20 protein-coding genes are annotated in these 24,948 nt (G+C 43.1%); 7 read left to right on the top strand and 13 right to left on the bottom strand.

What is annotated here, in order from left to right; all coding sequences use genetic code 11:
* Positions 1-7: 7 nt before the first annotated feature.
* Positions 8-358 (top strand): 50S ribosomal protein L19, encoded by a 351-nt coding sequence (rplS, locus tag J5A60_RS07585; protein ID WP_006719364.1) that lies wholly within the window; start codon positions 8-10, stop codon positions 356-358.
* Positions 359-459: 101 nt separating this feature from the next.
* Here rplS and glpQ read toward each other — a convergent pair whose 3' ends face one another.
* The 4 genes from glpQ to rnr all read right to left on the bottom strand — a co-directional run bounded on the left by glpQ (position 460) and on the right by rnr (position 6,572).
* Positions 460-1,545, bottom strand: a complete 1,086-nt coding sequence (glpQ, locus tag J5A60_RS07580) for a glycerophosphodiester phosphodiesterase (protein WP_212509970.1) — start codon at positions 1,543-1,545, stop codon at positions 460-462.
* Between the two features lie 156 nt (positions 1,546-1,701).
* On the bottom strand, positions 1,702-3,144 hold the full coding sequence (glpT, locus tag J5A60_RS07575; RefSeq protein ID WP_212509969.1) for a glycerol-3-phosphate transporter: 1,443 nt from the start codon (positions 3,142-3,144) through the stop codon (positions 1,702-1,704).
* Positions 3,145-3,448: 304 nt separating this feature from the next.
* Positions 3,449-4,186: a 23S rRNA (guanosine(2251)-2'-O)-methyltransferase RlmB gene (gene rlmB, locus J5A60_RS07570; RefSeq protein WP_212509968.1), complete on the bottom strand. Its 738-nt coding sequence runs from the start codon at positions 4,184-4,186 to the stop codon at positions 3,449-3,451.
* Entirely contained in the window at positions 4,179-6,572 is a 2,394-nt protein-coding gene (rnr, locus tag J5A60_RS07565; protein ID WP_212509967.1) for a ribonuclease R, read from the bottom strand. The genes rlmB and rnr overlap by 8 nt, the downstream gene beginning before the upstream one ends.
* Before the next feature lie 236 nt (positions 6,573-6,808).
* Between rnr and J5A60_RS07560 the strand changes: the two genes are divergently transcribed.
* From J5A60_RS07560 to mreD, 3 genes are all read left to right on the top strand, one after another.
* Positions 6,809-7,864 (top strand): rod shape-determining protein, encoded by a 1,056-nt coding sequence (locus tag J5A60_RS07560; RefSeq protein WP_048750741.1) that lies wholly within the window; start codon positions 6,809-6,811, stop codon positions 7,862-7,864.
* Positions 7,865-7,930: 66 nt separating this feature from the next.
* Positions 7,931-8,998 (top strand): rod shape-determining protein MreC, encoded by a 1,068-nt coding sequence (gene mreC, locus J5A60_RS07555; protein ID WP_212509966.1) that lies wholly within the window; start codon positions 7,931-7,933, stop codon positions 8,996-8,998.
* Positions 8,998-9,486: a rod shape-determining protein MreD gene (gene mreD, locus J5A60_RS07550; protein WP_212509965.1), complete on the top strand. Its 489-nt coding sequence runs from the start codon at positions 8,998-9,000 to the stop codon at positions 9,484-9,486. The genes mreC and mreD overlap by 1 nt, the downstream gene beginning before the upstream one ends.
* A gap of 46 nt (positions 9,487-9,532) precedes the next feature.
* Here the strand turns inward: mreD and greB are convergent, their stop codons facing one another.
* Positions 9,533-10,012 carry a transcription elongation factor GreB gene (greB, locus tag J5A60_RS07545; protein WP_212509964.1) on the bottom strand — a complete coding sequence of 160 codons (480 nt, stop codon included), beginning with the start codon at positions 10,010-10,012 and terminating at the stop codon, positions 9,533-9,535.
* 116 nt (positions 10,013-10,128) lie between these two features.
* On the opposite strand from greB, the gene J5A60_RS07540 reads away from it, so the two are divergent.
* Positions 10,129-12,444, top strand: coding sequence for a Tex family protein (locus J5A60_RS07540; protein ID WP_212509963.1), 2,316 nt, complete (start codon positions 10,129-10,131; stop codon positions 12,442-12,444).
* Positions 12,445-12,605: 161 nt separating this feature from the next.
* Here the strand turns inward: J5A60_RS07540 and tuf are convergent, their stop codons facing one another.
* The 6 genes from tuf to ilvC all read right to left on the bottom strand — a co-directional run bounded on the left by tuf (position 12,606) and on the right by ilvC (position 21,635).
* A complete protein-coding gene (gene tuf / locus J5A60_RS07535; RefSeq protein ID WP_109092129.1) occupies positions 12,606-13,790 on the bottom strand; it encodes an elongation factor Tu in 1,185 nt (394 codons plus the stop codon).
* Positions 13,791-13,854: 64 nt separating this feature from the next.
* On the bottom strand, positions 13,855-15,957 hold the full coding sequence (gene fusA, locus J5A60_RS07530) for an elongation factor G (protein WP_212509962.1): 2,103 nt from the start codon (positions 15,955-15,957) through the stop codon (positions 13,855-13,857).
* 115 nt (positions 15,958-16,072) lie between these two features.
* Entirely contained in the window at positions 16,073-16,543 is a 471-nt protein-coding gene (rpsG, locus tag J5A60_RS07525) for a 30S ribosomal protein S7 (RefSeq protein WP_005555497.1), read from the bottom strand.
* 153 nt (positions 16,544-16,696) lie between these two features.
* Positions 16,697-17,071 (bottom strand): 30S ribosomal protein S12, encoded by a 375-nt coding sequence (gene rpsL / locus J5A60_RS07520; protein ID WP_005543325.1) that lies wholly within the window; start codon positions 17,069-17,071, stop codon positions 16,697-16,699.
* A 447-nt stretch (positions 17,072-17,518) separates the two neighbouring features.
* Positions 17,519-20,089, bottom strand: a complete 2,571-nt coding sequence (locus J5A60_RS07515) for an autotransporter outer membrane beta-barrel domain-containing protein (RefSeq protein WP_212509961.1) — start codon at positions 20,087-20,089, stop codon at positions 17,519-17,521.
* Positions 20,090-20,156: 67 nt separating this feature from the next.
* Positions 20,157-21,635 carry a ketol-acid reductoisomerase gene (gene ilvC / locus J5A60_RS07510; RefSeq protein ID WP_212509960.1) on the bottom strand — a complete coding sequence of 493 codons (1,479 nt, stop codon included), beginning with the start codon at positions 21,633-21,635 and terminating at the stop codon, positions 20,157-20,159.
* A gap of 172 nt (positions 21,636-21,807) precedes the next feature.
* Here ilvC and ilvY point away from each other — a divergent pair, with 172 nt between their 5' ends.
* Both ilvY and rarD read left to right on the top strand, forming a co-directional pair.
* On the top strand, positions 21,808-22,686 hold the full coding sequence (gene ilvY / locus J5A60_RS07505; protein WP_212509959.1) for an HTH-type transcriptional activator IlvY: 879 nt from the start codon (positions 21,808-21,810) through the stop codon (positions 22,684-22,686).
* A gap of 27 nt (positions 22,687-22,713) precedes the next feature.
* Positions 22,714-23,583 (top strand): EamA family transporter RarD, encoded by an 870-nt coding sequence (gene rarD / locus J5A60_RS07500; protein ID WP_212509958.1) that lies wholly within the window; start codon positions 22,714-22,716, stop codon positions 23,581-23,583.
* Between the two features lie 8 nt (positions 23,584-23,591).
* Here the strand turns inward: rarD and aroE are convergent, their stop codons facing one another.
* Both aroE and J5A60_RS07490 read right to left on the bottom strand, forming a co-directional pair.
* Positions 23,592-24,392, bottom strand: coding sequence for a shikimate dehydrogenase (gene aroE / locus J5A60_RS07495; protein WP_371817615.1), 801 nt, complete (start codon positions 24,390-24,392; stop codon positions 23,592-23,594).
* Between the two features lie 3 nt (positions 24,393-24,395).
* The gene (locus tag J5A60_RS07490; protein ID WP_212509957.1) at positions 24,396-24,947 is read right to left on the bottom strand and encodes a Sua5/YciO/YrdC/YwlC family protein; all 552 of its coding nucleotides are present in this window, start codon (positions 24,945-24,947) and stop codon (positions 24,396-24,398) included.
* Between the last annotated feature and the right edge of the window lies 1 nt (position 24,948).

Raw genomic sequence — 24,948 nt, 5'->3', positions numbered from 1 at the left:
ATCAAAAATGTCTAACATCATTAAACAACTTGAACAAGAACAATTAAAACAAAACGTACCTAGCTTCCGTCCGGGTGATACCTTAGAAGTTAAAGTATGGGTTGTTGAAGGTAGCAAACGTCGTTTGCAAGCATTCGAAGGCGTGGTTATTGCAATTCGTAACCGTGGCTTGCATTCTGCATTTACTGTACGCAAAATCTCCAACGGTGTTGGCGTTGAGCGTGTATTCCAAACTCACTCTCCGGCAGTTGATAGCATCGTAGTGAAACGTAAAGGTGCGGTACGTAAAGCGAAACTTTACTACTTACGTGCACTTTCCGGTAAAGCGGCTCGTATCAAAGAGCGTTTGGGCGAATAATTTCGCAAACCAGAAAAAAGAAAAGGCTTGGATTTCCAAGCCTTTTTTATTTGTGTTAATAAGCAATTAAATTTGCTTAATCCACATATTTGATTCGTACATTATTTGTGTTTTTTTAAAAACTCTACACCCGTATCCGGGAAGTCGGTAAAGACACCCGTTGCGCCTGATTTGTTTAACAAGGCATCATACATTTGGTTTACGTCAGTAAAGAATTCCGGTAAAGCATCTTTACGTACCGTGTATGGATGCAACTCAATGTTATATTGCGCGAGTTCTTTTACTAGAGGTGTATATTCAATTTTACCCGGTTTGGATTTTTCTTTATCGACTAACATATACCAGCCTGGACCAACACCATCAGCATATTTGACGACTTCTGCCATGGCTCCTGGTTTGAACATCCAATCATAGTCATAATTTACCCATTTGCCTTTGGCATTTTTTTCTTCCGTTTCATGCCAATCGGTATATGCCACTAACTGGACAAGTTTTAAATCCATGTCCATTTTCGGTAGTAATTCCGTTTTAATACGTTTTAACTCATTGAAATCGAAAGTTTGCAAATAAATTAGATCACTTTTCTTGTCATAGCCGTATTTTTTCAACACTTTGAGGGTTTCTACAGCAATATCTTTGCCATTTTGGTGGTGGAACCAAGGCGCTTTTATTTCAGGGTAGATACCCACTTTTTTACCGGTAGATTTTTCTAACCCTTGGATAAATTCGATTTCATCTTCAAAGGTATGTATTTTGAAATGAGATTGCCACAGAGGGAAACGTCCAGGGTAAACAGCGACCTGTTTTCCTTCCTTCGTTTCAAAGTTTTCTGTCATATTCAAACTTTGAATTTCTTTTAATGTAAAGTCGATAACGTAGTAACGACCGTCTTTACGATGACGATTTGGGAATTTTTTCGCAACATCGGTTAAACCGTCTAAGAAATGATCATGAATGACGACTAAGCGACCGTCTTTTGTCATCGCCAAATCTTGTTCTAAATAATCGGCTTGTTGTGCAAAAGCAAGCGCTTTAGATTCCAATGTATGCTCCGGTAAATAACCGCTTGCACCACGGTGGGCAATAATAATTTTGTCTGATTTCATCTTGTTTATGGAGGGTTGGTGACTACAACCGGCTAATACGCCTGCTGTAATTAATGTGACTGCTAAGGTTTTTAATTTCATCAGCATTTCTCCTTGAAAGTGCGGTTGATTTTTGAGGTGTTTTTAATTTCATCCAAAGACAGAGACAAAAACTTACGTTGGATAAAATCATTTAACTTATAAAATTTGGGTACAAAAAAGGCGCTAAGCTTTCGCTTGCGCCTTTGAATTGTTCAATTATTTGGTGCCGTAGGTGTCACCTAATTTCGCTTTGTGTTTGCCTTCTTCAATCATGACGATAAAGAGCAAGATCACGGCGAGAATACCACCACCGATCATGACGTAGAAACCGCCGTCCCAACCGTAGTGTTGTGCAGCCCAACCAATAACGGCAGACGCTGATACTGTACCACCTAAGTAACCGAATAAACCGGTAAATCCTGCTGCCGTACCTGCCGCTTTTTTCGGTGCAAGTTCAAGCGCATGTAGACCGATAAGCATAACCGGACCGTAGATTAAGAAACCGATTAAGGTCATTAAGATGAAGTCGGTTAATTGATATGGGTTTTCATACCATGCAGCATAATTTGCTAACTCTGCTTCCGGTGTAGCTGGGTTCATCCAGTAAGCAGCAACTGCTGCAGTGGTTAAGATCATGAAGATGAAACCGGTTAAACCACGTTTACCTTTGAATACATGGTCAGAAACCCAACCACATAATAATGTGCCCGGTACTGCGGCCAATTCATAGATCGTGTATGCCCAAGCGGTACCTTTAATGTTGAAGTGTTTCACTTCACTTAAGTAAACCGGTGACCATTTCAATACGCCATAACGGATTAAGTAAATGAATACGTTAGCAATCGCGATGTACCATAACAATTTATTTTTCAAAACATAGGTAACAAAGATTTCTTTTGCCGTTAAGTCGTTTTCATAGGTTTTTTCGTTATAGTCATCCGGATAGTCGTTGCGCCATTTTTCAATAGAAGGCAAACCACAAGATTGTGGTGTGTCACGCATCACAAAATATACCGGAATTGCACAGAGCATTGCCGCAATACCCGGATAGTAAAGGGATTGTTGCCAAATGTCTTTTGCTTGTGCTTCAACACCGTGAGTGCTGAAGAAGATTGCGCTGGCTAATAACACCATGGCGCCCGGCATCATACCACCGATATTGTGAGCGGTGTTCCAGATGGACACGATAGTTCCACGTTCGGATTTAGACCACCAGTGCACCATAGTACGACCACATGGAGGCCAACCCATACCTTGGAACCAACCGTTTAAGAAAATCATGACCCACATAATCGCGATACCGGAAGTTGCCCACGGGAACAAGCCCATTAGGGTCATACAAAGACCAGAAAGCAACAAACCGAATGGTAAGAATACACGTGGGTTAGAACGGTCGGACATCCCAGCCATGACGAATTTGGATAGACCATAAGCCAAACCTGCAGCAGAACCGATAACCCCTAATTCGGCTTTAGAGTATAAGCCGGCTTGAATTAAGCCCGGTTGTGCCAAGTCAAAGTTTGCACGTACGAAATAATAAGCGGCATAACCGAAAAAGATCCCTGCGAATACTTGCCAACGTAGGCGTTTGTAGGTGGAATCGATTTTGTCAGCCGGCAGCTCAGCAATATGTGGAGCTGGTTTAAATGGACCAAACATAAAATTCTCCAAGAGTTAAATAAGTAATATTGTCTTTATATGAAAAGAACGCAGGAATGATAAAGCAAATATAAAAACAGGAAAGCAAAATTATGAGGTTTTGTGAGAAATATCACAAAAATAAGCACTCTTTTGATTGAATGCGAAATATTTATTATTGATAAATGAACATCCGCTGTTCATTTTCGCTCATAAATTGTAGGGGTAAATAAAAAATAAGCGCTGTTCTACGCGCTTATTTTTATCTGAATGAGAAAAAGTGCGGTTAAAAATTGCCTCACTTTTCCATGTGGAAACTGATAAATTAACCCAGTCGTTGTCGCACGATTTCAAATAAGCAAACGCCGGTGGCAACGGAGACATTGAGAGAAGAAACCGAACCGGCCATTGGAATGCTGATGAGTTGATCGCAATGTTCGCGGGTTAAGCGGCGCATGCCTTCTCCTTCTGCCCCCATGACCAACGCCAACGCCCCCGTGAGTTTGGTTTGATAGAGGGTTTCGGTGGCTTCACCGGCGGTGCCTACAACCCATACATTGTGTCGCTTTTGTAGATCACGCAGGGTACGGGCAAGGTTAGTCACTCGAATAAGCGGGACATTTTCTGCTGCGCCACAGGCGACCTTTCGTGCAGTAGAATTGAGTTGCGCAGATTTATCTTTCGGCACAATCACCGCACTTACACCCGCTGCATCTGCCGTTCGCAAACAAGCACCAAGGTTATGTGGATCCGTGACGCCATCTAAAACCAATAATAAAGGCGCATTTTGAGTTTCTAATAAGCGATCCAAATCATGCTCATTTAATTCCGGTAATGAGTGCACTCGCGCAATAATGCCTTGATGTACTTCGCCTTCTGCTTTTTTATCCAAGGTTTGACGATTTAAAAATTGAACGGAAATGCCCAACCGTTGAATTTCATTAATTAAGGGTTGTAAACGTTGGTCGTCTCGGCCTTTTAACGCCGACACTTCAATTAAACGTTCCGGGTAATTGGTCACAAACGCTTTTACTGCGTGGATGCCATAAATTGTTTCACTCATGTTTTTTCTTTACCTTTTTCGTTTTGGAGGCGGCGTTGGATTTCATTTTAGAAACGTGACTTTTTTTGACCGCACTTTTGTTTATTTTTGCCTTTTTGTTTGTCGTTGTTTTCTTAGGCGCTTTGACTTCCGATTTTTTCGCCTTGGTTCGCGCTGTTTTACCACTACGTTTCGGCTTGCGTTCACTTGAAATTAAAGAAAAATCAATTTGTTTTTGCTCTAAACTCACCGCTTCTATGCGCACTTTTACCGCATCACCGAGACGGAAAATCATGCCGCTGTTTTCACCGATCAGACGTTGTTTCGGCATATCGAATAAGTAGTAGTCATTCGCCAAACCGGAAATATGCACCAAGCCGTCGATAAACAGATCATTCAAACGGACAAAGAAGCCGAAACCGGTCACGGAAGAAATGACACCGTCAAATTCTTCGCCCACATGATCCTGCATATATTCACATTTCAGCCAATCGGCGACTTCACGGGTGGCATCATCAGCACGACGTTCTGTGGAAGAACAATGCGCGCCAAAGACATCCATTTCCTCAAGTGGATAATGATATCCACCGGTGTCGGTCGTTTTACGTTTAGAGCCCTTTTGTTTCGCCAATAAATATTTGATGCCACGATGTAACGTCAAATCGGGATAACGGCGAATCGGCGAGGTGAAATGGGCGTATTCTTCTAGCGCCAAACCAAAGTGACCGATGTTGTCGGCGCTGTAAACTGCTTGGCTCATAGAACGTAGCAACATGGTTTGGATCAATTCGTGATCCGGGCGTTGTTTAATCTGTTCAAGTAACTGTGCGTAATCCATCGGTGTCGGTTTATTACCACCGGATAGGCTCAAGCCACATTCAGCCAAGAAACTGCGAAATGCCATGAGTTTTTCTTCACCGGGCACGGCATGAATACGGTACAGCGCCGGTTCTTGATGTTTCTCCATGAAGTTGGCAGACGCAATATTTGCCAAAATCATGCATTCTTCAATGATTTTATGGGCATCATTACGCACGACCGGCTCAATCCGCTCAATGCGACCTAAGGCATTGAAAATAAATTTGCTTTCAATGGTTTCAAATTCGATAGCGCCACGTTGTTGGCGAGCTTTTACTAACGCTTGATACATTTCATACAGGTCTTGTAAGTGAGGGACTAAGGATGCATAACGATCACAAAGTGCGGTGTCTTTTTCCAGTATTTTTGCCACTTTGTTATAGGTTAAACGGGCATGGGAATTCATCACTGCTTCGTAAAATTGATAGTCTGTCATTTTGCCTTTGGCAGAGATCGTCATTTCACATACCATACACAGGCGATCCACTTGCGGATTTAACGAACATAAACCATTGGAGAGTTTTTCCGGCAACATTGGCACGACGCGGTTTGGGAAATAGACGGAATTGCCTCGATTATAGGCTTCCGTGTCCAAGGCGCTTTTCGGTCGAACGTAATAGCTCACATCGGCAATCGCCACCCAAAGCTTCCAGCCTTTGCCTTGTTTTTGGCAAAATACCGCATCATCAAAATCGCGTGCATCTTCGCCATCAATGGTCACTAACGGCAAGCCACGTAAATCTACACGGCCACGTTTAGCCTCTTCAGGCACGTCTTCAGCCCATTTTTTAAGTTGTTTTTCCACCGCACTTGGGAAACTGTGGGGAATATCATGCTTACGAATGGCAATTTCCACTTCCATACCTTTCGCCATATTGTCCCCAAGTACCTCGGTGATTTTGCCGATAGGTTGGAAAAATGGCGCTGTGCGCGGATGGAGTTCCACCACGACGACTTGCCCCATGCGGGCACCAAGACGGGCGTTATCAGGAATTAAAATATCGCGTGTAATACGGCTGTCATCCGGCACTACATAACCGATGCCTTGCTCAAGGAAAAAACGACCGACAATTTGTTTTTTGTTCGCTTCCAACACCCGCACAATACGGACTTCTGGACGACCTTTGCGGTCAAAACCGTTTGCTTGTGCCAACACGTAATCGCCATGCATGACTTTCTGCATTTGCACGTTAGGAATGAAAAAATCTTCTTTTTTTCCTTCGACTTGTAAAAAACCGAATCCTTCTCGATGGCCTATCACCATGCCTTTGAGTAAATCGAGTTTTTCCGGTAGGGCATAGCATTTCCGTTTCGTGAACACCAACTGTCCGTCATTTTCCATGGCGCGTAAACGACGGCGCATAGCTTCTTGTTGTTCTTCATTTACGATGGCAAGGGTTTTAAAAATCTCCTCTTTGCTCATAGGAGAATTCTGTTTGCGAATCACTTGCAGAATAAAGTCACGACTCGGAACCGGGTTGTCATATTTTGCCAATTCCTTCGCATAATTCGGATCTTGCAATATCGCTTTGTGTGTTTTTTTCGCCATAATTTTCTTTTCATCAAATAAAGTGCGGTCAGTTTACACGCTGTTTTGCCTAAAGCAAGGGAAATTGAGGCTCAACAGCTTATGGAAAAGCATCAATGGCACCGATAAATTGTAATTTTTTGCGATTGAAACATAAAATTTTCTGTTATAGGCGCGCATTTTTTGGTACATTTAGCGCAATTTTTTAACGCTCGAAAATGAGCTTGTTTTATTCAATTTAGTTCAGTGGAATACGTATGTTATTTAAAAAAATTCGCGGTTTATTTTCTAACGATCTTTCAATCGATCTTGGTACAGCAAATACATTAATTTATGTGAAAGGACAGGGCATTGTTCTTGATGAGCCTTCAGTTGTAGCGATTCGTCGCGATCGTAGCGGCTCACTAAAAAGCATTGCGGCGGTAGGTAAAGAAGCGAAACAAATGTTAGGACGTACACCGAAAAGTATCGAAGCGATTCGTCCGATGAAAGATGGCGTGATTGCCGACTTTTTCGTGACCGAAAAAATGTTACAGTACTTTATTAAACAGGTACACAGCGGCAACTTCATGCGTCCAAGTCCTCGTGTGTTGATTTGTGTGCCGGCAGGTGCAACTCAAGTAGAACGTCGTGCCATTAAAGAATCTGCCATGGGGGCCGGTGCTCGCGAAGTGTATTTAATTGAAGAGCCAATGGCAGCAGCCATTGGAGCAAAACTACCGGTTTCGACTGCAACAGGTTCCATGGTCATTGATATCGGTGGTGGTACGACAGAAGTCGCGGTAATTTCTTTAAACGGCATCGTTTATTCTTCTTCTGTGCGCATCGGTGGTGACAGTTTCGACGAAGCTATCGTGTCTTATGTGCGTAAAAATTTCGGTTCCATTATTGGTGAACCAACGGCTGAACGTATTAAACAAGAAATTGGTATTGCTTACATTCAAGAAGGCGATGAAGTGAAACAAATGGAAGTGCATTGTTCCAATATTGCAGAAGGCGCACCACGTTCCATTACCTTAACCTCTCAAGATGTTTTAGAAGCGATTCGCCAACCGTTGAGTGGCATTGTTGCGGCAGTGCGCACCGCATTAGAGGAGTGCCAACCGGAGCATGCTGCGGATATTTTTGAGCGCGGTATGGTGTTGACCGGTGGTGGTGCCTTGTTGCGCAATATTGATATGTTGTTAGCGAAAGAATCCGGCGTGCCGACCATTGTGGCGGAAGACCCGTTGACTTGTGTTGCTCGTGGCGGCGGTGAGGCCTTGGATATGATTGATATGCACGGCGGCGATATTTTCAGCGACGAAATTTAAGCCTGATGAACAAGAAAAAGTGCGGTTAAAAATGACCGCACTTTTATTTAGTCGGAATTGACGACAATGAAACCTATCTTCGGTAAAACCCCTCCCTTAGGATTGAAACTCTTTTTAGCGGTTACCGCTTCTGTCGGTTTAATCCTATCTGACGGACAAACAAACGCGATAATTCAAGCCCGCGGCTTTCTGGAAACGGCGGTCGGTAGTCTCTATTATTTAGCTAATACACCGCGTGCGGTGTTAGATGGTGTTTCTGATAATTTGGTGGATACCAATAAACTGCAAATTGAAAATCGCGTGTTAAAAGAGCAACTGCGTGAAAAAAATGCTGATTTACTGTTGCTTGATCAGTTAAGAGTTGAAAACCAACGTTTACGTTTATTGCTAAATTCACCATTACGAACCGACGAATACAAAAAAATTGCAGAAGTGTTGACTGCTGAAACAGATGTTTATCGTCAACAAATCGTGATTAATCAAGGTGAAAAAGACGGGGCTTATGCCGGTCAGCCGGTGATTGATGAGAAAGGCGTCGTTGGACAAATTATTTCGGTGGGGGAAAACACCAGCCGTATTTTGTTGATTACCGATGTGACGCATGCGGTTCCGGTTCAAGTATTGCGTAATGACGTACGTTTAATCGCTAACGGAACGGGTCATAGTGATGAATTGACGTTAGATAATGTGCCGCGTTCCGTTGATATTCAAAAAGGCGATTTATTAGTGACATCCGGTTTAGGTGGGCGTTTCTTGGAAGGGTATCCAGTGGCGATCGTGGAATCAGTTTCCAGAAACGGAAAAAATTATTTTGCGACGGTCACAGCAAAACCGTTGGCTTCTATTGATAAATTGCGTTATGTGCTTTTATTGTGGCCAACGAACGAAGATATGCGTAAAGCGAAAACCATTACACCGGAAGAAGTGCGTAAAGTGGTCCAACAACGTCTTGATAATCAAGGGGCCGAAGCCAATAAAGTGAAGAAAACCGTTGTCCCGGTAGAGAATGACCCGAGCAATAATATGACATCACCATTACCAAGTGAATACATGCCGGCAGAAGCACCAACGGATTCACAAAATGAGATGAATCATCCACCGTTACCAAACCAATCTCACAGAGAGGAAGATTAATGCAAGGTCGATTTTTCTTTCAATGTTTTGTGCTGACGGCAATTTTTGCGATTGCTTTAGTGATGGAATTGGCGCCATGGCCGTCCGGTTTCCAGAGTTTTAAACCAGCATGGATTGTTTTGGTGTTTGCCTATTGGGCGTTGTCAATTCCACATAAAGTCAGCATTGGCTGGGCGTTTATTATCGGTATTATCTGGGATATGGTGCTTGGCTCAACACTCGGGGTACATGGCTTAGTGATGTCTTTATTCGCGTATCTTATTACTCGACATCATTTACGGTTGCGCAACCTTTCCTTATGGATGCAAAGTTTGTTACTGGTGGGCTTTATTTTTGCTATTCGAGTCAGTATTTTCTTGATTGAATCTGTTTTGCATAGCGCCAATTTTAACTGGCAAGAAATTTTCGGGGCGTTAGCCAGTGGTGTGCTTTGGCCTTGGATTTTCTTACTTCTCAGAAAAATCCGTCGTTATTTAAGTTTGAGTTAATGTGCGCAGAAAATTCACTGAATTTTCTGACCGCACTTTACCTTGGCTACCCCTTTTCATACCAAATACGATTTACATATAACTGGATTTTACCGGAAGGCGTTTCTACGGTAATTTCGTCGTCTTCTTCTTTACCAATTAAGGCACGCGCCACCGGTGAATCAATAGAAATCCAGTTTTTCGCTGGGTCAAATTCATCACAGCCCACAATACGATATTGTTTAACTTCTCCATCTTCGTTTTCTAGCTCCACCCACGCACCAAAAAACACTTTACCTTCTTGCTTCGGTGAATAATCCACGATTTGTAGCACTTCTAGCCGTTTAGTGAGAAAGCGTACACGGCGATCAATTTCCCGCAATCGGCGTTTACCGTAAATATATTCTGCATTTTCACTGCGATCGCCTAATGCGGCAGCGTCAGATACGGCTTGGGTGACTTGTGGGCGTTCTTCTTTCCATAAAAATTTTAATTCCCGATCCAGCACATTCCAGCCTTGTCGGGTGATGTAATTTGACTTTGCCATAATCCTGTCCTCAATTGCCGTAAAATTATACCGAAAAAGGAACAAACATTTGAGCCTCTTGCGCAAAAACAGTATGCTATGCCCGTTTTTTCATTCTTAAGAAAGAAGTACATATCATGTTAAATCAGCAAATTAGCCAACTTATTGCACAAGAGTTAAATGTTCGCGATAGTCAAATTCTTGCCGCTATTCAATTATTAGACGATGGCAACACCATTCCTTTTATTGCCCGTTATCGTAAAGAAGCCACAGGAGGTTTGGATGACACGCAATTACGTCATTTTGAAACCCGCTTAATTTATTTGCGTGAATTGGAAGACCGCCGCCAAACCATTCTGAAATCCATTGAAGAACAAGGCAAATTAACGGATGAATTACGCGATAAAATTCAAGCAACGCAAAGCAAAACCGAATTGGAAGATCTCTATTTGCCGTTTAAACCAAAACGTCGTACCAAAGGCCAAATTGCCATTGAAGCTGGGCTTGAGCCATTGGCAGATTTACTTTGGAACGAGCCAAAAACAGTGCCGGAAACCACCGCACTTGATTATGTGAATGCGGAGAAAGGCGTCGCTGACGTTAAGGCTGCATTAGATGGTGCACGCTATATTTTGATGGAGCGTTTTGCCGAAGATGCAGGATTGTTGGCAAAAGTGCGCGATTATTTAAGCAAAAATGCACTTATCGTTTCTAAGGTGATTGAGGGCAAAGAGGCAGAAGGCGCAAAATTCCAAGATTATTTTGATCACCAAGAACTGCTTAAAAATGTGCCGTCTCACCGTGCTTTGGCGATGTTCCGTGGTCGTAATGAAGGCATTTTACAATTAAGTTTGAATGCGGACCCGGAAGCGGAAGAGGGCAGTCGCCAAAGCTATTGTGAAGAGATTATTCGTGATTATTTAGGTGTTCGTTTTAATGGTCAACCTGCCGATAAATGGCGTGAACAAGTGATTTCGTGGACATGGAAAATTAAAGTGGCCTTGCACTTGGAAACGGAACTCATGGCGACCTTACGTGAGAAAGCGGAAGATGAAGCCATTGATGTGTTTGCACGAAATCTGACCGCACTTTTAATGGCTGCTCCGGCGGGCGCTAAGAACACGATGGGGTTAGACCCGGGTCTGCGTACCGGGGTGAAAGTGGCAGTGGTGGATAACACCGGTAAGTTATTGGCAACCGATACCATTTATCCGCACACCGGGCAGATGGAGCGTGCGATGTTGTCTGTTTTCCAATTAATTAAACAACATAACGTAGAATTGATTGCCATTGGGAATGGGACAGCCTCTCGTGAGACAGAACGTTTTGCCAAAGACGTGATTAAGGAAATTAAAGAACATAAACCACAAACAGTGGTGGTGAGCGAAGCGGGTGCTTCCGTCTATTCCGCTTCCGAATTGGCTGCGCAGGAATTTCCTGATTTGGATGTGTCCTTGCGTGGCGCAGTATCTATTGCTCGTCGTTTGCAGGATCCGTTGGCGGAATTGGTGAAAATCGAGCCGAAAGCCATTGGTGTGGGCCAATACCAACATGACGTGAATCAAAGTCAATTAGCGCGTAAACTAGATGCGGTGGTGGAAGACTGTGTAAACGCTGTTGGTGTGGACTTAAACACCGCCTCTGTGCCGTTATTGGCGAGAGTAGCGGGGATGACCAAAACGATAGCGCAGAATATTGTGACATACCGTGATGAAAACGGGCGTTTTGACAGCCGTGAGCAACTGAAAAAAGTTCCTCGTTTAGGCCCTAAAGCCTTTGAACAATGTGCCGGATTTATGCGTATCGCCGCAGGCAACAATCCATTAGATGCGTCAGGAGTGCATCCGGAAGCCTATCCGGTGGTGGAAAAAATCCTGCAAGCAACAGAGCAGTCTATTCAGGATTTAATGGGCAATGCCGGTTTAGTGCGCCAGCTTGATGCAAAACAGTTTACCGATGAGCAATTTGGTTTGCCGACGGTTCAAGATATTTTCAAAGAATTGGAAAAACCGGGGCGCGACCCGCGCGGTGAATTTAAAACCGCCACCTTCGCTGAGGGCGTGGAAGAAATTACGGATTTGAAAGCCGGCATGATCTTAGAAGGTACGGTAACTAACGTGACCAATTTCGGTGCTTTTGTAGATATCGGGGTGCACCAAGATGGCTTGGTTCATATTTCTTCTCTCAGCGATAAATTCGTGGAAGATCCGCATCAAGTGGTGAAAACCGGTGATGTCGTGAAAGTGAAAGTATTGGAAGTGGATGTGGCGCGTCGTCGTATTGCATTAACAATGCGTTTAGATGAAAGTGCGGTGAAAAATGACGGAAAATCTGACCGCACTTTATCCGCAAAACCGCGTTCTGATAATGCTCGCCAAGATCGTAGCAATCCGCGAGCAAATAATACGATGGGCAATGCCTTTGCGGATGCGTTGAAGAATTGGAAGAAATAGTAAATGCTAGTTTACTAAAAATATTTAAAATTATGACCGCACTTTAATGCACTAAAGTGCGGTCATTTTTTATTGTATTTTCATCAGATTCGTTTTATCAACATGATGAAAACAAAAAGGCGTATCATTCGATACGCCTTTCTAATCAGGTTGATTATCAATTATTTGATGATTTTAGCTACCACGCCGGCACCTACAGTACGGCCACCTTCACGGATAGCGAAACGTAAACCTTGGTCCATCGCGATTGGGTGGATTAAGGATACGGTCATTTTGATGTTATCGCCAGGCATAACCATTTCCACGCCTTCTGGTAACTCGATTGTACCGGTTACGTCAGTTGTACGGAAATAGAATTGTGGACGGTAACCTTTGAAGAATGGAGTATGACGACCACCTTCTTCTTTGGATAATACGTACACTTCAGATTCGAAATCAGTGTGTGGAGTGATTGAACCCGGTTTAGCCAATACTTGACCACGTTCGATTTCTTCACGTTTAGTACCACGTAATAATGCACCGATGTTTTCACCTGCACGACCTTCGTCAAGTAATTTACGGAACATTTCAACACCGGTTACAGTTGTTTTTGCAGTTGGTTTGATACCAACGATTTCAACTTCATCACCGGTACGGATGATACCACGCTCCACACGACCAGTTACCACAGTACCACGACCGGAGATTGAGAACACGTCTTCAATTGGAAGAAGGAACGGTTGGTCGATAGCACGCTCAGGCTCAGGAATGTAAGAATCTAAGTGGCTTGCTAATTCAAGGATTTTTTCTTCCCATTCTGCTACGCCGTTTAACGCTTGTAATGCAGAACCACGTACGATTGGTGTATCGTCACCCGGGAAGTCATATTGAGAAAGAAGTTCACGAACTTCCATTTCAACTAATTCTAATAACTCTTCGTCATCTACCATGTCGCATTTGTTTAAGAATACGATGATGTAAGGAACACCTACTTGGCGACCTAATAAGATGTGCTCACGAGTTTGTGGCATAGGACCATCAGTTGCTGCTACGACTAAGATAGCACCATCCATTTGCGCCGCACCGGTAATCATGTTTTTAACATAGTCGGCGTGTCCCGGACAGTCAACGTGTGCGTAGTGACGAGTTGGAGTGTCGTATTCAACGTGGGATGTGTTGATGGTGATACCACGTGCTTTTTCTTCCGGCGCGTTATCGATTTGGTCGAATGCACGAGCTGCACCACCGTAGTGTTTTGCTAATACGGTTGTGATAGCTGCAGTTAAAGTGGTTTTACCATGGTCAACGTGGCCGATTGTACCCACGTTAACGTGCGGTTTTGTACGTTCAAATTTTTCTTTAGACACGATTAAGTTTCCTCAATGTATAAGTCCACAAGCCGGAATGGCTTGTGGATTTAGTTAAACAAAATTATTTTTTACGAGCTTCAATAACTGCTTCAGCCACGTTTTTCGGAGCTTCAGCATATTTCAATGGTTCCATTGAGTAGGAAGCACGACCTTGAGTTTGGGAGCGTAAGTCAGTTGCATAGCCAAACATTTCAGAAAGCGGAACTTCAGCGTCGATTTTAACAACGAATTCATTTGCTTCTTGACCGTTCACCATTGCACGACGACGGCTCAAGTCACCGATTACGTCACCCACATACTCAGGTGGAGTTTCTACTTCAACTTTCATGATTGGTTCAAGTAAAACTGGGTTTGCTTTTGCGAATGCTGCTTTAAATGCTAAAGAGGCTGCAAGTTTAAACGCCAATTCAGAGGAGTCCACATCATGGTATGAACCGAAGTGTAAACGAACACCGAGATCAACTACCGGATAACCTGCTAATGGACCAGATTTAAGTTGTTCTTGGATACCTTTGTCAACAGCCGGGATGTATTCACCAGGGATAACACCACCTTTGATTTCGTTAACAAATTCATAGCCTGGGCCTTCTGGCTCTAGTGGGTATAAGTCGATAACCACGTGACCATATTGACCACGACCACCAGATTGTTTTGCGTGTTTACCTTCCACATCGTTAACACGAGAGCGGATTGTTTCACGGTAAGATACTTGTGGTTTACCAATGTTAGCTTCCACTTTGAATTCACGTTTCATACGGTCAACGATGATATCCAAGTGTAACTCACCCATACCGGAAATAATGGTTTCGCCAGATTCTTCATCAGTATGAACACGGAATGAAGGGTCTTCTTGTGCAAGACGACCTAATGCAAGACCCATTTTTTCTTGGTCTGCTTTCGTTTTTGGTTCTACCGCAACAGAGATTACCGGCTCTGGGAATTCCATGCGCTCAAGGATAATTGGTGCTTCAATAGCACATAATGTATCACCTGTCGTTACATCTTTTAAGCCGATCGCAGCAGCGATATCGCCTGCACGAACTTCTTTAATTTCTTCACGTTTGTTAGCATGCATTTGAACGATACGACCGAAACGTTCACGTTTTTGACGTACGGAGTTCAACACGGTATCACCAGAGTTAATTACACCGGAATATACACGGAAGAAAGTTAAGTTACCTACGAATGGGTCAGTTGCAATTTTGAATGCTAATGAAGAGAATGGTTCTTCATCACTTGCATGACGTTCACCTTCTGTTTCATCTGGATTGATACCTTTAATTGCAGGAATATCCGTTGGAGCAGGTAAGTATTCAACAACAGCATCAAGCATTGCTTGAACACCTTTATTTTTGAATGCGGAACCACAAGTAACTAAGATGATTTCATTCGCTAATACGCGTTGACGAAGAGCTACTTTGATTTCTTCTTCAGTTAATTCTTCACCACCAAGGTATTTTTCCATTAGCTCTTCAGAAGCTTCTGCAGCTGCTTCAACAAGGTTTTGACGCCATTCTTCACAAGCTGCTTGCATATCTGCAGGAATGTCTTCATAAGTGAAGGTCATACCTTGGTCAGCTTCATTCCAGTTAATTGCTTTCATTTTGATCAAATCAACAACACCGGTAAAGTTTTCCTCTGAACCAACAGGTAGTTGAAGAGGAACTGCGTTTGCACCTAAGCGGGTTTTTAACTGATCAACTACGCGTAAGAAGTTTGCACCGGTACGGTCCATTTTGTTAACGAATGCGATACGTGGAACTTTATATTTGTTCGCTTGACGCCATACAGTTTCAGATTGTGGTTGAACACCACCAACTGCACAGTAAACCATTACTGCACCATCAAGAACACGCATAGAACGTTCTACTTCAACAGTAAAGTCAACGTGTCCCGGGGTGTCGATAACGTTAATACGATGTTGTGGGAATTGTTGTGACATACCGGACCAGAATGCGGTTGTTGCCGCAGAGGTAATGGTAATACCACGTTCTTGTTCCTGTTCCATCCAGTCCATGGTTGCTGCACCATCGTGTACTTCACCAATTTTGTGACTTACACCAGTGTAGAATAAGATACGTTCAGTGGTAGTAGTTTTACCAGCATCAATGTGCGCACTAATACCGATATTACGATATCTTTCAATAGGGGTTGTACGAGCCATTATTATTTCCTTGACGATTTCTTATTTAAAATTAAATACGAAATTTTATAAATGAATGAGGCTTCATCGCATAAAAAATGAGATGAAGCCTAAAAACGTAAGTGCTAACCGAATATTACCAACGGTAGTGAGCAAACGCTTTGTTAGCTTCAGCCATACGGTGAACGTCTTCACGTTTCTTAACTGCTGCACCTTTGTTTTCGGATGCATCAGATAATTCATTAGCTAAACGTAAAGCCATGGATTTATCACCACGTTTACGAGCGGCTTCAACGATCCAACGCATACCTAATGCGTTACGACGCACAGGGCGAACTTCAACCGGAACTTGGTAAGTAGAACCACCAACACGGCGGGATTTTACTTCTACAGTTGGACGTACGTTTTCTAATGCCGCTTCGAAAGCTTCTAAAGCTTCTTTACCGGTACGTTGAGCTAAAGTGTCTAACGCGTTATAAACGATAGATTCTGCGATAGATTTTTTACCATCTACCATGATGACATTGATAAATTTAGCAAGTAATTCTGAACCGAACTTCGGATCCGGTAAAATCTTGCGTTGTTCAATACTACGACGACGTGGCATTGCGAATTTCTCCGTTTTTATAATCTTCAGGGTATCCCAAAACTCGATAAAAATTAACCGCACTTTTAATTGAAGGGGCTAATTAGATACTGGAGTTTGCGATTTAAATAAGTTTTACTAATTTAGCGTTTGGCCTTACTTAACGGAGAACCATTAAGCTTTAGGACGTTTAACGCCGTATTTAGAACGACCTTGTTTACGATCTTTTACGCCTGCGCAGTCTAATGCGCCGCGTACAGTGTGATAACGCACACCCGGTAAGTCTTTAACACGACCGCCACGGATAAGCACAACACTGTGCTCTTGAAGGTTGTGACCTTCACCGCCGATGTATGAGGTTACTTCGAAACCATTGGTTAAACGAATACGGCATACTTTACGTAATGCAGAGTTCGGTTTTTTAGGTGTAGTTGTGTATACACGGGTGCATACACCACGTTTCTGCGGGCAAGCCTCTAATGCAGGAACGTTACTTTTTACAACCTTTTTCACACGCGGTTTGCGTACTAGCTGGTTGATTGTTGCCATTAAAAAACTCCAGTTTAATAAAAATTCATTAAAGAATGTTGTTTTACAAAATCTGTCCATACAAGAACAGACCGAAGATTTTAATCTTCAAAGCGTGTTCTGTCAACTGATTCTAGGTTTCCTATTTTGTTTTGACTGCGTAAAATTTTTTTTAAAAATGGCCTTGTTAACTTAGACTTTATTGTTGTTCTGTGTAGGTATTTAAAGTGGCACGATAATCATCAATATTAATTTCTTAAGAAATAAAAGCTATTAAATAATAAAGAATGTGTGCTTTTCTCAAATTATCTGGGGAGCTTACTAAAATGTAAGGGGAAACAGTGGATTTGTGAGGGCGTGGATATGATGGTTTATCAGTGAAGTGGGTAAGATTAGTACATAAGTAATGAGTTAATCTAAAAAAGAAAAATGCGCTTAAAATTAAGCGCATTTTTTATTTATTTTAAACTACCATTGGAAACGATAGACGGCTTGTACGCCAAATGGTTGCTTGATGTGTTTGCCGTCGGTGCGATTCACTTCTAAACCAATGCGGTGATTGCCCAAACCGGCATTAAAACCGACCGCACTTGTGAAACGACCGCGATAACTTTCTACATTGAGTTGGCTACCATTGTAGTTAATATTGCTATGGCGTGTGCGTGTCGTGATTGCATTCGCTTCGGCATAAGGTTGAAGTTTCCATCCTTGGCTCAACTCGAAGGTTTTGGCAAGGCGTAAACCGATTCGAGAAGAAATGGCAGATAAGCTATCTTCTTTTTCTTTACCGTTAATATGCGTCCAAGCCAATTGCGCTTGTGGGGTCACGGTCCATGCGCCGGCTAATTGGAATTGTTTGCCGATTTCACTACTTAACGTGTAAGCGTTGTAACGGTGTTTTTCCGTATGATTCGAGTTTGCGGTTAAGCGACTATATTGTGCGATGTTATCTAAATAGACACCATTTTCAGCCATGTAAGTCCCGTAAACCCCAATGGCTTGTCCTTTCACTTTTCCGTTGCCATAATGATTGTTGAAGTCAATATTGGCTTGGCTGTGTCCGACAAATCCGCCTAAACGTACCTTATCCGTTACCGCTGCATCCGCACCGATTTGTAAGCTATGTACGTTTTGCTTAAAGCCGGAAGTTTGACTTTCACCCGTTGAAAGTGCGGTGAGTTTTTGATGTGAATTGACGTTTCTCACCCAAATATTGCCTTTTTCACCAGTTCTGATTTCACCTAAACGTTGGTGAATGCCGTTTAATTCATTTTCGACCATCAGTAATTCCGCTTGGCGAAGAGACACTTGTGCGTTTGCGCTCTCAAGTAGTTGTGCAGTCACCGGTAACGATGGTGTAATACTTGGCTGTGGCTGTGGCTGTGGCTGTGGCTGTGGCTGTGGCTGTGGCTGTGGCTGTGGCTGTGGCTGTGGCTGTGGCTGTGGCTGTGGCTGTGGCTGTGGCTGTGGCTGTGGCTGTGGCTGTGGCTGTGGCTGTGGCTGTGGCTGTGGTGTGACTGTGCTTTGTGAGTGCGCTAACACCCAATTTTTTCCTTCAGGGGTTAAGAAGTATTTATAAGCACCGAGCGCCACATAACCATTGGCATTCGCTAAGTGAAATTTTGCATTTCCGCTATTGGTTTCAACTAAGGTTACTTTACCATTTGCTACATGAGCGCCGTGATCCGTCACATTAAGTTTATGATCACCTTCCGCTTTTCCTTTCACAACGATTTTATCGGCTTTATTTTCAGCGATATTGGTATTGAGATCAAATGTGGTGGAGCCGGAAAGATCACCTTTAATCGTTAACGTTTTATATTCCGATGTCGGTTCAAATTTGACCGTTGAATTTTGCGTATTCAAGTGATGAAGAATACTCGATTGATTAAAATTCCACTGGCTGTTGGCTAATGTGACGTTTACTTCGGTTTTTGCCGGTCTTTGTGGATTTTCAATAATTGCGCCAGTCAGTTTTGAGTTGTTATCAGCACTAAGGTGCAAATGGAATTTGCTTGCTGAATTTGCATCAATTTCTTCCTCGTCTTCCTCGTCAAGTGGGAAATTCGGATCATTGATGGAAATGAGTGCTCGAGTGGTATTTAATTCGCTATTATGTAAGTTCAGAGTAACGGTATGTTCGTCCCCAAACGGTACAGCATGCAATCCATAACCGGCTTTAATCTTAGAATCGCTTAAGGTAACCGTCTGTGTGCCGCTGTCATGGAGGTTCATGAAGATACTTTTATCGTTTAACGTAGCGTTTAACTTTTTAGCATTGACGATTTGTGTTTCAGAGAGATCATTTCCAATATCAAAAACAGATTGTAAATCTTTATTTCCAGTAATAGTGACGTTTTTAATATTTACAATGTCTTTTCCGAAAAGCGTGTATGCCCCGTTGTTTTCACCATTCATGGTGATTTGATGGTTAGAAGAGTTAATGGTAGATGTTTCTTGCGATTCAATTGCATTTGAACCGTCATTATTGAGCTCAATATCTGCTTCAGTATTGATTGTTGAATTACGGGATTCAATGGCAGCATTGCCATCAAAATGACCATTAGCATCAGGAATGTTGTGAATTTGAGAATAGTTTTTGTCAACGATGAGTTTTACACCCTGTTCTAAATTTGCTGTTGCACCATTGACATGAACTAATTGGCTGGACGTATAATCTTCTTTAAGCGTTGCTTTAACGCCTGATTTTAGTGTAATGACATTATCTTGTTTTGTTAGATCGAAAATATGAAATAAAGCATCAGATGATTGACTTGGTCGGCCTAGGTTATAACTAGCACCCGTTTCTGTTTTTGCTTTGTTTTGGTAATTTCCTGCTTCAACGGTGACATTTACAGCATCGGCGAGTTGAGTCGCTGTATTGTTGATATACCACGTATTGCCAGGTCCTTGAATATATTTACAACCTGTTGTTGTATTACAAGTGAGATCCGTTGCCCATCCCAAATTTGCTAAACTTAATGTTGTTGCAACCAAACTTAACTGAAAAGTGCAGTTAAATTTTTTATTGTTTTTCATACTGATTCCTTAATTTTTCCTATAAAAAAGCCGATCTAAAAAATCGGCTTAATATAATGATGTTTAATTAACCTTTCAATGAAACGCGTTTCATATCTTTCATGTAACCACGCAATTCTTGACCGATTAATTCTACCGGATGATTGCGGATTGCATCATTCACATCGCGTAAAGTGATGTTGTCGATTTCCACGGTTGGTGTTGGTTCACCGATATCGCCTTTGCGTAAAGTCGGCACCAATGCTTTTTGCATAATCGGGCCAGCAACGTTAGCGAATAAGTAGTTACCGTATTCCGCCGTGTCGGAAATCACTACGTTCATTTCATATAAACGTTTACGCGCAATCGTGTTGGCGATTAACGGCAATTCGTGTAAGGATTCGTAGTAAGCGGATTCTTCGTAAATGCCACTGGCCACCATGGTATCGAATGCCAATTCCACACCGGCTTTCACCATCGCAATCATTAACACGCCATGGTCGAAATATTCTTGCTCGCTGATTTTGCCCTCATATTTCGGTGCGTTTTCAAAAGCGGTTTTGCCGGTTTCTTCACGCCATTTTAAGAGGTTGGCATCGCCGTTTGCCCAGTCTTCCATCATCACACGAGAGAATTCGCCGCTGATGATATCGTCCATGTGTTTAGCAAATAAGAACGCCAATTCTTCTTTGATTTGTTCTGCCAACTCGAATGCACGCAATTTTGCGCTGTTGGACAAGCGATCCATCATCAATGTAATACCGCCTTGTTTTAAGGCTTCAGTGATGGTTTCCCAACCGTATTGTACTAATTTGCCTGCATAAGCCGGATCTTTGCCGTCAGCCACTAATTTATCGTAGCAAATGAGAGAACCTGCTTGCAACATGCCGCAAAGGATGGTTTGTTCGCCCATTAAGTCGGATTTGACTTCCGCCACGAAAGAGGATTCCAACACGCCTGCACGATGACCACCGGTTGCCGCTGCCCAAGCTTTGGCAATTTCTAAACCTTCGTCTTGTGGGTCATTTTCCGGGTGCACAGCGATTAACGTCGGCACGCCAAAACCACGTTTATATTCTTCACGAACTTCTGTACCCGGGCATTTTGGTGCCACCATCACGACGGTGATGTCTGGACGAATTTGCTCGCCCACTTCAACAATGTTTAAACCATGGGAATAGCCCAATGCCGCGCCTTTTTTCATCAACGGCATCACATCAGCAACGACCTTGGAATGTTGTTTGTCCGGGGTGAGGTTAATGACTAGGTCGGCTTTTGGAATCAGTTCTTCATAAGTGCCCACTTTAAAACCATTTTCACTGGCACGTTGGAATGACACACGTTTTTCTGCGATGGCTTCAGGACGTAATGCGTAGCTGATGTCTAGACCTGAATCACGCATATTTAACCCTTGGTTTAACCCTTGAGCACCACAACCTACGATCACGATTTTCTTGCCTTTCAAGAAATCCGCTTCCGTTGCGAACTCACTGCGATCCATAAAACGGCAACGACCGAGTTGGTCTAATTGTTGGCGTAAGTTTAAGGTATTGAAATAATTAGCCATGATGTTTTCCTTTTGTGTGGGAGTGTTTGTAGAGGTTTAAACGATTATAGGGTGTTGGTATGTTGCGTAAAGTGATATTATTGAAATGTTGCATTGCGTTTTTTGCAATTAAAATCCCCTTGCTTGCTTATGAATGGGTAAATTTAAACTCACCTTTATAAAATAAACCGCTATGACTTTTAACGATCTCAAAATCTTCATCACCCTCACCCAAACTCAAAACTTCGCCAAAACGGCAGCGTTGCACCATATGTCGCCGTCAACCTTGTCCCGTCAAATTCAAAAAATCGAAGAGGAACTGGGCCAGCAGCTTTTGTGGCGGGATAATCGTCAGGTGTTGTTAACGCCAAATGGTGAGGTGTTTTTGGTGTTTGCACAGCAGCAATGGCAGAATTGGATGCTATTTCAACAGCAACTACATACCCAAGAGGAAGAGCTTAGCGGGGAGCTAAAGCTGTATTGCTCGGTGACAGCGGCGTATAGTCATTTGCCGGGGATTTTGGAGAAATTCCGTGCGCATTATCCGAAAGTGGAAATTCAACTGACCACAGGCGATCCGGCGCAGGCGGTACATTTGGTGCAGGCGCAGCAGGTGGATTTGGCGTTAGCGGGGAAACCGCCGGTATTACCGAGTGCGGTGACGTTTCATTATATCGATGATATTGCGTTGTCGATGATTGCGCCTCGAGTGGCATGTTCGGCGACGCAGTTATTACAGCAAGATCCCATCAATTGGCAACAAGTTCCTTTTATTCTGCCGTTAGATGGTATGGCGCGGCAGCGGATTGAAGAATGGTTTAAACAAAAAGGCATTAAACACCCGAAAATCTATGGCACCGTGGCAGGACATGAGGGCATTGTGTCCATGGTGGCACTCGGGTGTGGTTTAGCCTTATTGCCCGATGTGGTGATTAAAAATAGCCCGTTGAACAGCCAAATTTCTACCTTGCAGTTAGATGAACCAATTACCCCTTTTGAACTCGGTGTGTGCGCCTTGAAACCTGCCTTAGAACGCCCTTTAGTGCGTGCATTTTGGCAGTTATTAGCGTAAAGTGCGGTCATAATTTAAGGAGTTTTTATGCTAAAAGGCGTTGCATTTTCTTTATTTGCCTCTCTGCTGTTTGGCTACATGTATTATTTTTCTACGCTGTTGCTGCCTTTGAGTGGCACAGATATTTTCGGTTATCGCATTGTATTTACCCTGCCTTTTGTGGCGGCTGCTGTGATTTTGTTTAAACAAAAAATGGCGCTGATTGCCCATTTAAAACGCATTCAAAGACAACCGCACTTTGCGTTGGCTTTTCTCTTTACCGGTGCGTTGATGGGCTTTCAAATGTGGCTGTTTTTATGGGCACCTAATAATGGCAGCTCGTTGAGCGTTTCTTTCGGTTATTTATTGCTGCCTTTAGTGATGGTGGCGGCAGCGCGAATTATTTTTAAAGAACGGATTTCACGCATTAAGTTTTTAGCCGTATTGATTGCTGCCGTGGGAGTCATTTCCAACATCGTCTTAAAAGGGGAAATTTCTTGGGAAGCGTTGGTGATTTGCGTGGGATATACCACTTACTTTGTGGTACGTCGAATGTGGAAAATGACCGATCTTGCGGCATTTTTCTTAGAAATGTTGACCCTCTTGCCATTTTGTATTTACTTCTCCTGGCAAGTGGATATTGCCCAAGTACAACAAAGTAATCCAAATATTTTGGTCTTGTTGCTACTGCTCGGCTTAATTAGCGGGACGGCACTCAATTCTTATATTCTTGCTAGCAATCATTTACCGATGAATTTGTTGGGCTTACTTGGTTATGTAGAGCCTTGCTTGATGGTGGGGGTTTCTTTGTTAATCGGCGAAGAAATTGATGCGCAAAGTTATCCGTTGTTTATTTGTTTGGTCCTTGCCATGCTTTTGATTATCACGGATGGCATTCTACAAGCGAAAACGCGCTAATAGCTTTTTTATAACTGTTCAAATAACGGCGTAATGTTTGGCATTACGCCTCGCCATAAATAAAATGAATGCGCTGCTTGCGCCAATAACATCCCAAAACCGTCACTTCGGTTTTGTACGCCTAACGTACGACAGCGTGCTAAAAACGGCGTGTCTTTTTGTCGATCATATTGCATGTCGTAAACCGCTTTTGTTGCACGTAGAATCTCATCATTAATCGCTACTATACCGCCGTGTAAACCTGATGAAGTGGCGTTAATAATCACATCAAAGGATTGTGCGGGAAGTTGATTCAGTTCCACGGCACGAATGTCGCCGTAAGGCGAAAATTTCTCTGCCAATTGTTGCGCTTTGGCTAAAGTGCGGTTGGCTATCACAATGTTTTGCTGTGCTTGTAAAAGCGGTAACAACACGCCTTTAGTGGCACCGCCTGCACCTAAAATGAGTAGGGTTTGATTCGGCTTAAGCCAATTCAATCGCTGCAAATCCGTCACCAGTCCTGCGCCGTCAGTGTTGTCCGCATACAGCGTGCCATCATCTAATTTTTTCAACGTATTGCAGGCTTCCGCCATCAGACAACGCTCACTGTGTGAATCTGCCAGCTTGAACGCGCGTTCTTTGAAAGGCGAGGTGATATTACATCCCGCCGCTCCCTGCGCAAAAAACGCCAATAATTGCCGTTCAAAATTCTGTTCGTCGCCTAACATGGCATCGTATTGCACGTCTTGGGGGGTTTGTTCGGCAAAAATACGGTGAATTTGCGGCGATTTGCTTTGAGCGATAGGATTGCCCCAAACGGCATATAACATGATTTATCCTTGACGAAAAACTTGGTTGGTGAAAATGTCGCGAATTTCGGATGGATTTACCGCACCGCCCACAGGCATATCCAGCACCGGAAAATCCGTGCCGAATTGCTGTGTCACTTCTTGTGCTGTGCGGCAAGGCGGCAGTCCGGTTAAGTTGGCGCTGGTGGAGGTGAGAGCAAAGCCCGCTTGTTCGCATAACAGCTTAACGGCAGGGTGTTGGCTGATGCGCACCGCAATACTGTCAAAATCGCCGGTAAGAAATTTGGGTGTCGTTGTTTTGGCCGGTACGACCCACGTCGTTGGTCGATCATATTGCGTAGTTAAGCGTTGCCAATGTTCTTCCATCAAACGGCTTTCATCCATAAAAGGCAACAAAAAATCCAAGCTCGGCGCAATTAAAATTAGCCCTTTTGACATCGGGCGCTGTTTTAAAATAAGTAAATTTTCCACCGCACTTTGGCTGTTTGGATTACAACCTAAGCCAAAAACCGCTTCGGTGGGGTAGGCAACGACTTGCTGATTTTTTAAATGGTTAACAATCTCTTGTAAATTCATG

Origin of the sequence: Aggregatibacter sp. oral taxon 513 (genome assembly GCF_018128305.1) — a bacterium.
GTDB classification, from domain to species: Bacteria; Pseudomonadota; Gammaproteobacteria; order Enterobacterales; family Pasteurellaceae; genus Aggregatibacter; species Aggregatibacter segnis_A.
Note: the sequence above shows the minus strand (reverse complement) of the source record. Positions and strands in the feature narration are given on the sequence as shown.